This window comes from Streptomyces sp. WAC04114, from assembly GCF_019733245.1.
Lineage (GTDB): Bacteria > Actinomycetota > Actinomycetes > Streptomycetales > Streptomycetaceae > Streptomyces > Streptomyces massasporeus_A.
In genome coordinates, this window is sequence record NZ_JAIGQA010000187.1 from 1 (window position 1) to 15,271 (window position 15,271).

Genomic DNA, 15,271 nt, shown 5'->3' on the forward strand with positions numbered 1-15,271 from the left:
CCCCCTCCTCGCCCCAACCGAGTGGGGCGAGCTGGCCCGCCCCGGCATCCCGCTGCACTGGGTGGTCCTCAACGTGGCCGACGGCCCCGGCACCCGCCCCGACCCGCACTGCCAGGAGGCGGCCGGCCGGCTGCGCAACGCGGGCATCCGCGTCCTCGGCCACCTCGACACCCGCTACGGCACCCGCGACTTCGGCGAGCTGATCTCGGACGCCCATCGGTTCGTCGACTGGTACCAGGTCGACGGCTTCCTCCTGGAGCGCTGCCCAGCCGACCACGCCGGGCTGCCCGAGGTCCGCCGCACGGTCGCCACGCTGCGGGTGATCCGTGACGCTGCCCACATCGTCCTCGGCCACGGCATCCACCCGCACCCCGGTTACGTCGAGCTCGCCGACCAGCTGGTCACCTTCTCCGGACCCTGGAGCGACTACCGCTGGTCGCAGGTGGCCGAGTGGACCGCCGACCACGCGCCCGAGCGCTTCTGCCACTTCGTCCACGGCGTGCCCCACGCCCACCTGGCCGAGGCGCTGCGCATCGCCCGCTGGCAGGGCGCCGCGACGATCTGGATCACCGACCACTCGGACCGGGGTGGAAGCACCGACCCCTGGGAGGCCATGCCCGGCTACTGGGACGAATTCGTCTCGCGTATCGGAACAGGTGTCTCGGAATGAAAAAGGGCATGGCACTGTTACGGGGAGAACAACCGTAGTGATTGACCGACCAACGGAGTCCCCGTGTCGCTGCCACCCCTGGTCGAGCCGGCTTCCGAGCTCACCGTAGACGAGGTCCGCAGGTACTCCCGCCACCTGATCATCCCCGACGTGGGGATGGACGGGCAGAAGCGGCTGAAGAACGCCAAGGTGCTGTGTGTGGGCGCCGGCGGCCTGGGCTCGCCGGCGCTGATGTACCTGGCCGCCGCGGGCGTCGGCACCCTCGGCATCGTGGAGTTCGACGAGGTCGACGAGTCGAACCTGCAGCGCCAGATCATCCACAGCCAGGCCGACATCGGCCGCCCGAAGGCCGAGTCCGCGCGTGACAGCGTCAAGGGCATCAACCCGTACGTGAACGTGATCCTTCACGAAGAGCGGCTCGAGGCCGACAACGTGATGGACATCTTCAGCCAGTACGACCTGATCGTCGACGGTACGGACAACTTCGCGACCCGCTACCTGGTCAACGACGCCTGCGTGCTGCTGAACAAGCCGTACGTCTGGGGCTCGATCTACCGCTTCGACGGCCAGGCGTCCGTCTTCTGGTCCGAGCACGGCCCCTGCTACCGCTGCCTCTACCCGGAGCCCCCGCCCCCCGGCATGGTCCCCTCCTGCGCCGAGGGCGGCGTCCTGGGCGTGCTCTGCGCGTCCATCGGCTCCATTCAGGTCAACGAGGCCATCAAGCTCCTCGCCGGCATCGGCGACCCGCTGGTCGGCCGACTGATGATCTACGACGCCCTGGAGATGCAGTACCGCCAGGTCAAGGTCCGCAAGGACCCGAACTGCGCGGTCTGCGGCGACAACCCCACCGTCACCGAGCTCATCGACTACGAGGCCTTCTGCGGCGTCGTCTCCGAAGAGGCCCAGGCGGCGGCCGCCGACTCCACGATCACTCCCAAGCAGCTCAAGGAGTGGATCGACGACGGCGAGAGCATCGACATCATCGACGTCCGCGAGCCGAACGAGTACGAGATCGTCTCCATCCCGGGCGCCCGGCTGATCCCGAAGAACGAGTTCCTCATGGGCACCGCCCTGGAGAGCCTCCCGCAGGACAAGAAGATCGTCCTGCATTGCAAGACGGGTGTCCGCAGTGCGGAAGTCCTCGCGGTCCTGAAGTCCGCGGGCTTCTCGGACGCGGTGCACGTCGGCGGTGGCGTGATCGGCTGGGTCAACCAGATCGAGCCGTCCAAGCCGGTGTACTGAGCCGAACCGGCCCACTGAGCCGTATCCGGCCTCGCTTTCCCCGCGGCGGGGGCTTCCGGCACCACGCGTGCCCGAAGCCCCCGCCGTCGTCATGAGCAGACCTTGCCGCTCTTCGGCACCGAGCCGTCCAGCAGATACGCGTCCACCGCGGAGTCCACGCAGCCGCTCCCACTGCCGTAGGCGCCATGCCCCTCGCCTCGCCAGGTGAGCAGCACTCCGACGCCCTTGCCCAGCTCGCCGGCCATCCTCAGCGCGCCCTCGTACGGTGTGGCCGGGTCGCCGGTGTTGCCGACGACCAGGACCGGTGCCGCGCCGGGGGCGCTCACCTCCGGGGTGTCGTGCTGTCCGGGCACCGGCCAGTCGTGGCACCAGCCGGCCGTGTCCCAGCCGAGGAACGTCCCGAAGACCGGGGAGATCTTCTCGAATCGAGGCAGCAGCTTCTTCGTCTCGGCCACCGTCGGCCGCTGTCTGTCGTCCAGGCACGATATGACCCGCTGGGAGTGGGTCGTCGTGCCGTAGCGCCCCGACGGGTCGCGTTCGTTGTAGCGGTCTGCGAGGACCAGCAACTCCGAGCCGTCGCCCTCCTCCGCCGCCTTCAGAGCGCTCGTCAGGGTCGGCCAGCTGTCCCTGCTGTACAGCGGCAGGAGGATGCCGGTGACCGCGAGGGTCTGGGTCAGCTTCCGGCCCGGCGCGCCCGTCGCCAGGGGGCGGGCGTCGATGCGCCGGAGCAGGTCCGCGATCTTGCGCGTGCCGTCCTCGGGGTCCTGGCCCGTGGACCTGAGATAGCCGTTCAGCGCGCGCTGGAAGCCCCTGGCCTGGTTCTGGGCGTGGCCCACGGTGTCCGCTGTGGGGTCGACGACCGCGTCCAGCGTCATGCGCCCCACCTTCTTCGGGAAGAGGTGGGCATAGGTGCCGCCCAGTTCGGTGCCGTAGGAGATGCCGAAGTAGTTCATCCTGTCGTCGCCGAGGACCTCCCGGATGCGGTCCATGTCGCGGGCCGAGTCGGCCGTCGAGACATGCGCCATCAGCTTTCCGGCGTCCTTCTGGCAGCCCTTGCCGAAGCCGGCGGCGTCCTTGAAGTACGCCTTCTCCTCGGCGGGGGTGTCCGGGGTGACGTCCACCGACTCGGCCGCCTGGATCTCCTTGTCGCCGCGGCAGCGCACGCCCTCGCTGGCGCCCACGCCGCGCGGGTCCCAGCTCACCAGGTCGTACCGCTCGCGCAGCGAGGAGACGGTCGGGGCGTACGACGGCATCATGGACACGCCCGAGGCGCCCGGGCCGCCGAAGTTGAACAGCAGCGAACCGCGGCGGTCGTCGCCGCGGGCCTTGGCCCGGATCAGTCCCAGGCCGATCGTCTCGCCGTCCGGCTTCGACCAGTCCAGCGGCACCTTCACCGTCGCGCACTGCCATTCGCTGCTGGGCGCGGGACCGTCGGCGGTGGCCTTGCAACGGCCCCAGGAGGGTCCGCTCTTGTCGTCGCCCGACGAACCGCCGCTGCAACCGGCGGCCAGCAGGGCCGAAGCGGCCGCCAGAGCGGTCCACCGAACCGAGCGCGTCATTGCCCATCCCCCTCGCAGGCCGTCCGCTCGTGCCGCGGATGGCGGTCAGGCCATGGTAGGCAGATCCCGCGCCAGCCGTTTCAGCCTGTGGATAACCTTCTGACCTGCGAGTTCGTCACGATCGTTGCAGGTGTCAGGAGCAGACGGTCCCCGCCGGCGGCACCTTCCCGTCCAGCAGATAGCCGTCCACCGCGCCCTGCACGCACTTGTTCTTGCTGTCGTAGGCGCCATGGCCCTGGCCCCGGTAGGTCAGCTCGACGCCGACGCCCTTGCCCAGCGCGTTCACCATGGCTCGCGCGCCCTCGTAGGGCGTGGCCGGGTCGCCGGTGTTGCCGACGACCAGGATGGGCGCCGAGCCCGGAGCGCTGACGTCCGGGTGGTCGGCTGCCCCCGGCACGGCCCAGTCGGTGCAGCTCAGCATGGACCACGCCAGGTAGTCGCCGAACAGGTCGGACGCGGCCCGGAACTCGGGCAGCTTGCCCTCGACGTAGGCGGTGTCGTAGCGGGGTTTGTCGTCGGCACAGTTGATGGCGACGTTGGCGGGGGTGATGTTGCTGTACTCGCCGTTCTCGCTGCGGCCGTTCATCGCGTCGGCCAGCGACAGCAGGATCCTGCCGTCGCCGTCGTACGCCTGCTCCAGGCCCTCGGTGAGGTACTCCCAGAAGTCCTGCGAGTACAGCGCCTGTGCGATGCCGCTGGTCGCCGCGGTCTGGGTCAACTGGCGCGGGAAGATCCCCGGGATCGGCGTGCGGTCGAGGTCGGCGAGTAGTCTGGCGATCCGGTCCTTCACGTCCTGGGCGCTGTCGCCGATCGGGCAGTCCTCGGCCTGCGACACGCAGTCCTCGGCGAAGTTGTCGAGTGCGAGCTGGAAGCCCTTGGCCTGCCCCAGCGAGCCCTGTTCGGGGTTCTGTGTGGGGTCGACGACGGCGTCGAACAGGGCTCGGCCGACCCGCTTCGGGAACAGGTGGGCGTAGACGCCGCCCAGTTCGGTGCCGTAGGAGATTCCGAAGTAGTACAGCTTGTCGTCGCCGAGGACCTGGCGCATCAGGTCCAGATCGCGGGCCGCGTCGGTGGTGCGCACGTGCGGCAGGATCTTCCCCGAGTTGTCCTCGCAGGCGTTGTTGAACTCCGTGGTGTTGTCCACGAGCTGGGTCCGCTCGGCGGCGTCGTCGGGGGTGGCGTCCTGCTGGAAGTAGGCGTCGAGCTGCTGGTCGTTCTCGCAGAGCACGGGGTCGCTGCGGCCGACCCCGCGGGGGTCGAAGCTGACCAGGTCGTAGCGGGTGCGAAGCTTCTCGTAGCCCTCCGCGAAGGCGGGCAGCGAGGTGACGCCCGAGCCGCCGGGGCCGCCGAAGTTGAAGATGAGCGAGCCGATTCGGGCATTCTCGGCGCCGGTCGTCCTGACCCGGATGAGCTCCAGGCCGATCGTGTCGCCCTTCGGGTCGTCCCAGTCGAGCGGGGCTTTCATGGTCGCGCACTGCCACTCGCCGTCGTCCGGCAGGGGAGTGGGCGAGGTGCCTCCGCCCTGGGCCGCGTCCGGGGCCGGACAGGCCTTCCAGCTGAGGTTCTGCTGCGTGAGGTCCTCGTCCTTGGCGTCGTCGCCGCACCCCGCCAGCACGGTGGACAGCAGCACGGCGGAGGCGGTCAGGGCGGCGGCGCGCAGCCGGAGGAGGGATGGCATGGTTCCATCCTGCGGCGGCAGCGAAGGGGGCGCGCGGGACGCGTGCCGTATGAGGTAGGAGGGGCAGGGGGGGCCTGGTTCCCGCCCGGTCGGTCAGAGGGCCTGCTTGCGCGAGAGATGGTTGAAGGCCAGCCAGCCCGGCAGCACCGGCAGCCACAGCGTCAGCAGGCGGAACAGCAGGACCGCCGGCGCCGCGACTTCCTTCGGCAGACCGACGGCGATGAGACCGACCGTCAGGGTCGCCTCGACCGCGCCCACACCGCCCGGTGTCGGGGCCGCGGACCCCAGGGCGTTGCCCGCGAGGAAGACGACGGCGACGCTGGCGATGCTGATCGACGTGGACTCGTCGCCGAACGCGCGGATCGACGCGTCCAGGCACATGACGAAGCAGGCGGTCAGGAGCAGCATGCCGCCGATGCCGGTGACCAGCTTCTGCGGCCGCTGGAGAACGTCCAGCATGCGTGGCACGACACCCGCGAACAGCGACCGCACGCGCGTGACGACGAACTTGCGCAGGAACGGCACCGACGTCACCACGAGCACCAGCACGGCTACCGTGAGCAGCCCGGCGATGACCGTCCGGGACGGCGACAGGGACGGCGTCTTCTCGGTGCCGGTCAGATAGCCGAAGGACAGCAGCATCAGGATGTGGCAGCCGAGCCCGAACAACTGCGAGGCGCCGACACTCGCCACCGCGAGCCCCGGCCGCACTCCCGCGCGTTGCAGGAAGCGCGTGTTCAGGGCGACCCCGCCCACCGCCGCCGGGGCGACGATTTTCACGAACGACCCGGCGACCTGTGCCGCCACGGTCCGCAAGAACGGCACCCGCTCGGGTACGAACCCCAGCAGCGCCATCGCCGCCGCGACGTAGCTGCACATCGAGAACAGCACGGCCGCGGCGACCCAGCCCCACTCGGCGTTGGCGATGAGCGGCCCGAACTCGATGTGCGTGAGCTGCGTCAGCAGGAAGTACGCGCCGATCGCGCCGGCGATGAGACTGATCAGCGTGCGCGGCCGCACCCGCTCCAGCCGGGCCGGCTCGACGGGCGCCTGCGGCCTGATCCGCAGCACCGCGTGCCGGATCTGCGTGAGCAGGTCCTCCTCGCGCGCCTCCTCCAGGGCCTCGTCGATCGCCCGCTTCTCGGCCCGCTGCTCCGCCCGTACGGCCTTCTTGTCGGGCTTCTCCAGGACGACGGGCGATTCGTCCGCGTCCTCGCCCGGGCGGGCCTGCTTGGCCTGCCGGGACGCCTCCAGAACCGCCTCGCGTTCGCGCTGTGCGCGTTCCCTGGCCAGTCTGCGCAGCGTCGCGCGCGTGGAGCGGCTCAGCGCGATGGGCTGGAGCATCGGCAGGCAGTCCGCCACCGCGTCGGGGCCGAGCACCCCCACCGCCGAGGCCACCGTGCGCTCGGCGCCCACCCGCAGGCCGAGGGTCACCAGCAGTTGGGAGGTGTCCATGCGCAGCAGCAGATCGCCGGCCGCGATCTCGCCGACGCGCAGGTCGGTGAGGATCACCTTGCCGGAACGATCCACCAGAATCGCGTCGCCCACCAGCCTGCGGTGCGCGATGCGCCGCGACTGCAGGGCCTTCACCTGGCGCCAGGTGTCGCGCAGCAGTCCGTCGGTGATCTCCTCGTCCGGCAGCGAGTCCAGGGTGCGCCCGCCGCTGTGCTCGTAGACGAGTATCACCGCGTCGGGGCCGAGCTCGGAGGTGGCGATCAGTTTGGGCGCGTTGGCCCCGGCCGCGATGGCCGCGTACGCCAGCAGGGCCTCCTGCTCCAGGGCCTGGCGCAGCGACTGGAGGCTGCTGCGGGTGGCGAAGCCGCGCAGGGTCAGGTTGCGCCAGGCGCGGTAGAAGAAGCCCTGGGCCTGCTGCTCCCGGTCGACCACCGTCACGTCCAGGGGCGGGCCGTCCTCCAGCGTGACGAAGTAGCGGCGGCCCCGGTCCCCGGTGTCCGGGTTGTCCGAGGTGTCCTCACGCGAGGCGCTGACCGGGCGGAACCCGACGGTGCGCAGGCCGGCCATCAGCGTCTGCCCGGTGGGCCGGACGTTGGGCGAGCCGACCGCGTACAGCGTGCCGTAGGCCACGGTCCAGCCGATCAGCACGGTCAGGATGATCGAGAACGGGGTCGTGTACCCGGTGACGAGCATCGAGAAGGCGTCGAGGAGCAGCACGACCCACAGCACCGCGCGCCATCTCGGTCTGCGCGACATGCCGACGGCCGTCATGTAGGCGATGACCGGGGCCAGATATCCGTGCACGGGATCGGTCAGCGCGTGGATGTCGCCGGGGGAGGGCTGGGTGAGGGCCTCCTGGATCGAATCGGGGGCGGCCCGGGCCACCCACAGGTCCGTGGCGAGGGTCACACCGTGCGCGAGGACCGCCGCGAGCACGCCGTCGGCGATGCGCAGCCCGTCCCGTTTGATCAGCCGCTCGATGGCGAAGGCGACCGGCACCAGCAGGATCGCGATGCTGGAGGCCAGCCCCGCGATCTTGATGAGCAGGTCGGGTGCCTGCCCGGTGCCCTTGTTGATGTCCTGTTCGAGGCCCGAGGTGGTGCCGTGCGCGAAGGCGGCGATCCCGATCAGGACCGCGATGGCGAGCACACCCACCAGCAGGCGCATCAGGTCGGACGGGCGGTGCACGCGCGCGGGGAGCAGCGGTTCGTCGCCCTCCACCTCGTCGATGTGCGCGAAGTCGGGTCCCTCGGCGGCCGCCCGGGACTTCTTCGCGACCCCCTTCGGACCGGCGTCCGGAGCGTCCGGGCGCGACGAAGCGTCAGAGGTGCCCTCCGTGTCCTCGGGCTGCGCACCCTGCTGCTTCATCGTCTCTTCTTGGTCTCGTATCACCGATCACCGCCCGCACGATGGTGGCATGCCGCACCGGCACACGGGACAATCAGGGTGCACATGCGGGGGCGGACAGTCTGCCCGATGCGCCCCTGCCGGGTGACGGAAACGCTCCGGAGCACGCCCCACCCGTTGTCGGTGGGGTGGGGCAGGATGGGGCGGATGAGTGAGCAGAGCCCTGAGGGGGGCCGGTACGAGGACGGGCCCGCGCAAGCGCTGCCCGAGTACGCCGAGCGGGTCCTCGACGTCGCCGAACTGATCCCGCCGGGTCGCGTCATGACCTACGGGGACGTCGCCGAGTGGCTGGAGCAGGGAGGCCCGCGGCAGGTGGGTCGCGTGATGGCGCTCTACGGGGGAGCCGCTCCCTGGTGGCGGGTCGTCCGCGCGGACGGCGTCCTGCTGCCCGGGCACGAACAGCGGGCGCTCGGCCACTACCGGGCGGAGGGCACGCCACTGAAGGAGGCGAGCCGCGCCGCCGAGGGCCACCTGCCGCGCATCGACATGAGACGGGCGCGGTGGGACGGCGGCGATCGCGCGGAGGGTCACACCTGACAGCTTCCGCCATCGGACAGCCTGTCGTGTGGCCCGTGATCCGTACGGGGGAATCGGGGCACACCGGTGGCATGACGTACGTTCGTGAGGCGAGGGGCATGAGTGCCACGAGTGCCGAGAGTGGTCGGCGGGAAGAAGGGGAAGCCCTGCTTCCGCCTCGCTCGTCGGCGTAGCGTCGGCTGCGCGTGCCCCCGTCACCCCGCGGTCACCGCCCGCCACCCGCGGTGGCCCGCCAACCAGCACTTCCACCAGAACCGGCGAACCACGTGAGCTCCTCTTCCTTCACCAGCGGCCTGTCGCACCCCCGGGTGCGGCGGGGGAGCCGTGGCGCTTACCGACTGGTACGTACCCCTCCTGCTCGGGTGGACCCCCCTCTTCTGGACGCCTCGCAGCGCTCCGTGGTTGACCACGCGCGGGGCCCGCTGCTCGTCCTCGCAGGTCCGGGCACCGGCAAGACCACCACGCTCGTCGAGTCCGTGGCCGAACGCGTCGCCCGGGGCGGGGACCCCGAGCGCATCCTGGTCCTCACGTTCAGCCGCAAGGCCGCCGTCGAGCTGCGCGACCGCATGGCCCGGCGGGCCGGAGCGGCGCGCGCTCCCCAGGCGACCACCTTCCACTCGTTCTGCTACGCCCTGGTCCGCGCCCACCAGGACAGCGACCTGTTCGTCGAACCGCTGCGCCTGCTGTCCGGCCCCGAGCAGGACGTCTCGGTGCGGGAACTGCTCGCGGGCCAGGTCGATCTGGAACGGCTCGGACTCGCTCATGTGCGCTGGCCGGACGAACTGCGCGCCTGCCTGACCACCCGCGGTTTCGCCGACGAGGTCCGCGCGGTCCTCGCCCGCAGCCGTGAACTGGGCCTCGGCCCCGATGCCCTGGACGCCTTCGCCCGCCGCACGGGACGGCCCGACTGGCGCGCCGCGGCCGCGTTCCTCGCCGAGTACCTCGACGTACTCGACCTGCAGGGCGTGATCGACTACGCGGAACTCGTCCACCGCGCGGTGCTCCTCGCCCGCCGCCCCGAGGTCGCGGCGTGGCTCGCCGCCCGGTACGACGCCGTCTACGTCGACGAGTACCAGGACACGGATCCCGCTCAGGTACGCCTGCTGGACGCCCTGGCCGGCGGTGGCCGCACGCTCGTGGCCTTCGGCGATCCCGACCAGTCGATCTACGCGTTCCGCGGTGCCGACGTCAACGGCATCCTGGAGTTCCCGCACGCCTTCCCCCGCGCGGACGGCCGCCCGGCCCCCGTCTGCGTGCTGCGTACGTCCCGCCGCTCCGGCGCCGGCCTGCTGGCCGCCACCCGGCTGCTCACCCAGCGCATGCCGCTGACCCGCCTGCCCGCCGAGAAGGTGCGCGCCCACCGCGAACTCGCCCCCGTACGGGACGGCGGCCGCGTCGAGGCGTACACCTATCCGACGTCCGGGACGGAGCTGGACAACATCGCCGACATCCTCCGCAGGGCCCACTTGGAGGACGGCGTTCCCTGGAGCGACATGGCCGTCCTGGTGCGCGCCGGCTCCCGCACCATTCCGGCGGTCCGCCGCGCCCTCACGGCGGCGGGCGTCCCCGTGGACGTCGACGGTGACGACGTGCCACTGAGGCACGAACCAGCGGTGGCACCGCTGCTGACGGCACTGCGGGCGGTTGCGGCGGCGGAGGTGGGGTCTTCCGAGCGGCGGGAGACCGGCTTCCGGGAGCCTTCCTCGGACGATGTTCCTGCTGCGCCGGAGGACGCTCCGGATGCGCCGCAGGACACCTGCTGGCTCGACGCCGAAACCGCCCTCACCCTCCTGACCTCGCCCCTGGCGAGCATGGACGCGGCCGACCTGCGCCGCCTCGGCCGCGCGCTGCGCGACGAGGAGAGGGCCGCCGGCAACCCGCTGCCGCCGCCCTCCGACGTGCTGCTCGCCCAGGCGCTCGCCGAGCCGGAACGCCTCGCCGTCCACGACCCCACGTACGCGCGCGGAGCCCAGCGCCTCGGCGCCCTGCTGCGCAAGGCCCGCGAACGCCTCGCCGGCGGCGGCACCGCCGAGGAGGCTCTGTGGGACCTGTGGGAAGGCACGCCGTGGCCCACGCGCCTGGAACGGGCCGCCCGCCGGGGCGGCGCCGCCGGGCGCAACGCGGACCGCGATCTCGACGCCGTCTGTGCCCTGTTCGCCACCGCCGCCCGGGCCGAGGAACGCACCGGGGGCCGGGGCACCCTGAACTTCCTGGCGGAGATCGACGCCGAGGACATCGCCGCCGACACCCTCACCAGGCGAGCCGTACGCCCCGCCGCGGTCCGCCTGATGACAGCGCACCGCTCCAAGGGGCTGGAATGGCGCCTCGTGGTCGTAGCGGGCGTCCAGGAGGGCCTGTGGCCGGACCTGCGCCGCCGCGGCTCCCTCCTGGAGGCGGACCGCATCGGCCGCGACGGACTCGCCGAACCCCTCACCCCCGGCGCGCTGCTCGCCGAGGAGCGCCGCCTGTTCTACGTGGCCGCCACACGCGCGCGTGAACGCCTCGTCGTCACCGCGGTCAAGGCCCCCGCGGACGACGGCGACCAGCCCTCGCGCTTCCTGACCGAACTCGGCGTCGAACCCAAGGACGTCACCGGGCGCCCCCGCCGCCCGCTGTCCGTCGCCGCGCTCGTCGCCGAACTGCGCGCCACCACGGTCGACCCGCGCGTCTCCGACGCCCTCCGGGAGGCCGCCGCCCGCCGTCTGGCCCGGCTCGCCGCCCTCGCCGACGAGGACGGCCGCCCCCTGGTGCCGTCCGCGCACCCCTACCGCTGGTGGGGCATGTTCGAGCCGACCGAGTCCAAGGTGCCGCTGCGCGACCGCGACCAGCCCGTGGTGCTCTCCGGCAGCGCCCTCGACCAACTGGCCAACACCTGCGCCCTCCAGTGGTTCCTCGGCCGCGAGGTGAAGGCCGACGCGCCCGCGACGGTCGCCCAGGGCTTCGGCAACGTGGTGCACGTCCTCGCCGACGAGGTCGCCTCCGGCCACACCCCGGCTGACCTCACCGTCCTCATGGAACGCCTGGACTCCGTCTGGAACGCGCTCGCCTTCGACGCGCCGTGGAAGTCCGCCCAGGAGAAGGACAACGCGCGCGTGGCGCTCGAACGATTCCTGCAGTGGCACGTGACGAACCGCACCGGGCGGACCCCGGTGGCCAGCGAGCACGACTTCGACGTCACCCTCGAAGCGGGCGACTACCAGGTGCGCATCCGCGGCCAGATGGACCGGGTCGAGGCGGACGGCGACGGCCGCGCCTACGTGGTCGACTTCAAGACCGGCAAGCAGGCGCCCAGTTCCAAGGAGGTGGAGCGCCACCCACAGCTCGCCGTCTACCAGCTGGCCGTCCGCGAGGGTGCCGTCGACGAGGCCTTCGACGGCGTACGCCCCGAGCCGGGCGGCGCCGAACTCGTCCACCTCCGGCAGGGGGCGGCCAAGCGCGACGGCGGCGAGAGCCTGCCCAAGGTGCAGGCGCAGGAGCCGCTGGAGGGGGAGTGGGTCGGCGACCTGCTCGCCACCGCCGCCGGCAAGGTCCTCGACGAGAGGTTCACGCCGACCGCCGGGCAGCACTGCACGCACTGCGCGTTCCGAGCCTCGTGCAGCGCGCGGCAGGAGGGCCGCCATGTCGTCGAGTGAGGTATCGCACCACCCGTGGTGACCTGCGCTTCCTCCGTCCCGGTTGCCGATCCGGCAGCCACTGTCAGTGCCCGCCGCTAGCCTCTCTGACGTGCCCGCCCGTATCACCGATCCCGAACAGCTCAAGGAGCTCCTCGGCATCCCGTTCACCCCGGAGCAGACGGCCTGCATCACCGCGCCGCCCGCCCCGCAGGTGATCGTGGCCGGAGCGGGCTCGGGCAAGACGACGGTGATGGCGGCACGCGTGGTGTGGCTGGTCGGCACCGGCCAGGTCGCCCCCGAGCAGGTGCTCGGCCTCACCTTCACCAACAAGGCCGCCGCCGAACTCGCCGAGCGCGTCCGCAAGGCGCTGGTCAAGGCCGGCGTCACCGACCCGGACGCCATCGACCCGGACAACCCGCCGGGCGAGCCGGTGATCTCCACCTACCACGCGTTCGCGGGCCGCCTGCTGACCGACCACGGTCTGCGCATCGGTCTCGAGCCCACCTCCCGGCTGCTCGCCGACGCCACCCGCTTCCAGCTCGCCGCGCGTGTGCTGCGCGAGGCCCCCGGGCCCTACCCGGCCCTGACCCGTTCCTTCCCGGACCTCGTCGGCGACCTCCTCGCCCTCGACTCCGAACTCGCCGAGCACCTCGTGCGCCCGGAGGCACTGCGCGCGTACGACGCCGAACTGCTGCTGACCCTGCGCGGCGCCAAGCTCAGCAACGCCGACCTGCGCAAGGTCCCCGACGCCGCGGCCGCCCGGCGCGAACTCGCCGAGCTGGTCACCCGCTACCGGACCGCCAAACGCGAGCGGGACCTGCTCGACTTCGGCGACCAGATCGCCCTGTCGGCCCGGCTCGCCGGGACCCCCGAGGTGGGCGAGGTCCTGCGCGACGAGTTCCGCGTGGTCCTGCTCGACGAGTACCAGGACACCTCGGTCGCCCAACGCGTCCTGCTGGCCGGCCTGTTCGGCGAGGGCACCGGCCACCCCGTCACCGCCGTCGGCGACCCCTGCCAGGCGATCTACGGCTGGCGCGGCGCCTCCGTCGCCAACCTTGACGACTTCCCCGAGCACTTCGCCCGGGCGGACGGCCGGCCCGCGACCCGCCAGGCCCTCAGCGAGAACCGCCGCAGCGGCGGCCGCCTCCTCGGCCTCGCCAACGGTCTCGCGGAACCCCTGCGCGCCCTCCACGCGGGCGTGGAGGCCCTCCGCCCGGCCCCCGGCGCCGAACGCGACGGCCTGGTCCGCTGCGCCCTGCTGCCCACCCACGCCGAGGAGATCGACTGGGCCGCGGACTCCGTCGCCCACCTCGTCCGGACCGGAACCGCGCCCGGCGAGATCGCCGTTCTGTGCCGCACCGCGACCGACTTCGCCGAGATCCAGGGCGCCCTGGTCGCCCGGGACGTCCCGGTCGAGGTCGTCGGCCTGTCCGGGCTGCTGCACCTGCCCGAGATCGCCGACCTCGTCGCCGTCTGCGAGGTCCTCCAGGACCCCGGCGCCAACGCCTCCCTGGTGCGTCTGCTCACCGGACCGCGCTGGCGCATCGGCCCGCGCGACCTCGCTCTTCTGGGGCGGCGTGCCCGGCTCCTCGTGGCCCACGCGCGCGTGGCGGACGACGACGACCAGGACCGCCGCCTCGCCGAAGCCGTCGAAGGGGTCGACCCGTCCGAGGTGATCTCCCTCGCGGACGCCCTCGACACGTTCCTGGAAACACCACTGGACGGCCGCGGGGACGACGACGGACTGCCGTTCTCGCCCGACGCGCGCGTGCGCTTCGCCCGGCTGGCCACCGAACTGCGCGAGCTGCGCCGCTCCCTGGCCGACCCGCTGATGGACGTCCTGCACCGCGTCCTCGCCGTCACCGGCCTGGAGGTCGAGCTGTCGGCGTCCCCGCACGCCCTGGCCGCCCGCCGCCGCGAGACCCTGTCCAACTTCCTGGACGTCGCCGCCTCCTTCGCCGCCGGCGACAACGAGGCGTCCCTGCTCGCCTTCCTCGGCTTCCTGCGCACCGCTGCCCAGTACGAGAAGGGCCTCGACAACGCCCTCCCCGGCGGCGAGAACACCGTCAAGGTGCTCACCGCCCACAAGTCCAAGGGCCTGGAGTGGGACGTCGTGGTCGTCCCCGGCCTGGTCACCGGCACCTTCCCCAGCAGCCAGGGCCGCGAGAAGTGGACCTCCCAGGGCAAGGTCCTGCCGCACCGGCTGCGCGGCGACGCCGCCACCCTGCCCGACGTGACGTCCTGGGACGCCAAGGGCCTGAAGGCCTTCCACGAGGCCATGAAGGACCACCAGCACACCGAGGAACTCCGCCTCGGCTACGTCACCTTCACCCGCCCCCGCTCCCTCCTCCTGGGCTCCGGCCACTGGTGGGGGCCCACTCAGAAGAAGCGCCGCGGGCCGTCGGCGTTCCTCCAGGCCCTCTACGAGCACTGCGAAGCCGGGTACGGCGAGATCGAGGCCTGGGCGGACGAACCCGCCGAGGACGAGGAGAACCCGGCCCTGCACCGGGCGACGGCCGACCAGGTGTGGCCCCTGCCCCTGGACGAGGCGGCCCTGGCCCGCCGCCGCGCCGCCGCCGAGACCGTCCTGGCCCACCTGGAGGACCTCGCGTCCGAGGAGGCCGGGCACCCCCCGGCCACGCACGACCCGGACGCCCCCGAGGACCCGGAGTGGCCGCCGCCCCCCGAGGACGACGAGCCTCCCTACGACGAACCGGACCCCTTCGACTACGACGAAGACCCCTTCCACGACGACGCCCTCGACGCATCGGCCTCCTCGGTCTCACAAGAAGAAGACGCCTTCGACGGAGATGCCGTCACGGAAGCAGAGGGGCCGGCGGACGGGCACGCACGGCCGGCGCACGCCCCGACGGTCCCCCGCCAGGCGGGACCACCGGAACCCCAGGGTCCCCAGCGACACCCCAGGCCGCACCTCACCTCGGAGGAGGCCCGCACCATCGCCTCCTGGGACCGCGACCTCGACGCCCTCACCGGCGAGCTCCTGCGCGCCCGCGACAGCGTCACCGAGGTCCCCCTGCCCACCTCCCTCACGGCCTCCCAGCTGCTGCTCCTGGCCGCCGACCCCGACGGTCTCGCCCAGGAGCTGGCC

8 protein-coding genes are annotated in these 15,271 nt (G+C 72.3%); 5 read left to right on the top strand and 3 right to left on the bottom strand.

Annotation, left to right across the window (positions count from 1 at the left end; all coding sequences use genetic code 11):
- A partial coding sequence (locus K4G64_RS32725; RefSeq protein WP_221759559.1) for a spherulation-specific family 4 protein occupies positions 1–670 on the top strand: 670 nt, incomplete at its 5' end.
- A 63-nt stretch (positions 671–733) separates the two neighbouring features.
- Positions 734–1,912, top strand: a complete 1,179-nt coding sequence (moeZ, locus tag K4G64_RS32730) for an adenylyltransferase/sulfurtransferase MoeZ (RefSeq protein ID WP_221759560.1) — start codon at positions 734–736, stop codon at positions 1,910–1,912.
- An 89-nt stretch (positions 1,913–2,001) separates the two neighbouring features.
- Here the strand turns inward: moeZ and K4G64_RS32735 are convergent, their stop codons facing one another.
- The 3 genes from K4G64_RS32735 to K4G64_RS32745 all read right to left on the bottom strand — a co-directional run bounded on the left by K4G64_RS32735 (position 2,002) and on the right by K4G64_RS32745 (position 7,972).
- Positions 2,002–3,471, bottom strand: a complete 1,470-nt coding sequence (locus K4G64_RS32735) for an alpha/beta hydrolase (protein ID WP_221759561.1) — start codon at positions 3,469–3,471, stop codon at positions 2,002–2,004.
- Positions 3,472–3,604: 133 nt separating this feature from the next.
- Positions 3,605–5,149, bottom strand: coding sequence for an alpha/beta hydrolase (locus K4G64_RS32740; protein ID WP_221759562.1), 1,545 nt, complete (start codon positions 5,147–5,149; stop codon positions 3,605–3,607).
- A gap of 93 nt (positions 5,150–5,242) precedes the next feature.
- Complete coding sequence (locus K4G64_RS32745; protein ID WP_221759563.1) at positions 5,243–7,972, bottom strand: lysylphosphatidylglycerol synthase domain-containing protein; 2,730 nt, start codon at positions 7,970–7,972, stop codon at positions 5,243–5,245.
- 186 nt (positions 7,973–8,158) lie between these two features.
- Between K4G64_RS32745 and K4G64_RS32750 the strand changes: the two genes are divergently transcribed.
- From K4G64_RS32750 to K4G64_RS32760, 3 genes are all read left to right on the top strand, one after another.
- Positions 8,159–8,548 (top strand): MGMT family protein, encoded by a 390-nt coding sequence (locus K4G64_RS32750; protein WP_260461299.1) that lies wholly within the window; start codon positions 8,159–8,161, stop codon positions 8,546–8,548.
- A 266-nt stretch (positions 8,549–8,814) separates the two neighbouring features.
- The gene (locus tag K4G64_RS32755) at positions 8,815–12,180 is read left to right on the top strand and encodes an ATP-dependent DNA helicase (protein WP_221759565.1); all 3,366 of its coding nucleotides are present in this window, start codon (positions 8,815–8,817) and stop codon (positions 12,178–12,180) included.
- A gap of 91 nt (positions 12,181–12,271) precedes the next feature.
- On the top strand, positions 12,272–15,271 hold a 3,000-nt coding region (locus K4G64_RS32760), incomplete at its 3' end, for an ATP-dependent helicase (protein ID WP_221759566.1).

Excerpts from the sequence above, each read along its gene's own strand:
- K4G64_RS32735 (WP_221759561.1), bottom strand. The coding sequence starts at position 3,471 with ATGACGCGCTCGGTTCGGTGGACCGCTCTGGCGGCCGCTTCGGCCCTG.
- K4G64_RS32740 (WP_221759562.1), bottom strand. The coding sequence starts at position 5,149 with ATGCCATCCCTCCTCCGGCTGCGCGCCGCCGCCCTGACCGCCTCCGCC.
- K4G64_RS32745 (WP_221759563.1), bottom strand. The coding sequence starts at position 7,972 with ATGAAGCAGCAGGGTGCGCAGCCCGAGGACACGGAGGGCACCTCTGAC.
- K4G64_RS32750 (WP_260461299.1), top strand. The coding sequence starts at position 8,159 with ATGAGTGAGCAGAGCCCTGAGGGGGGCCGGTACGAGGACGGGCCCGCG.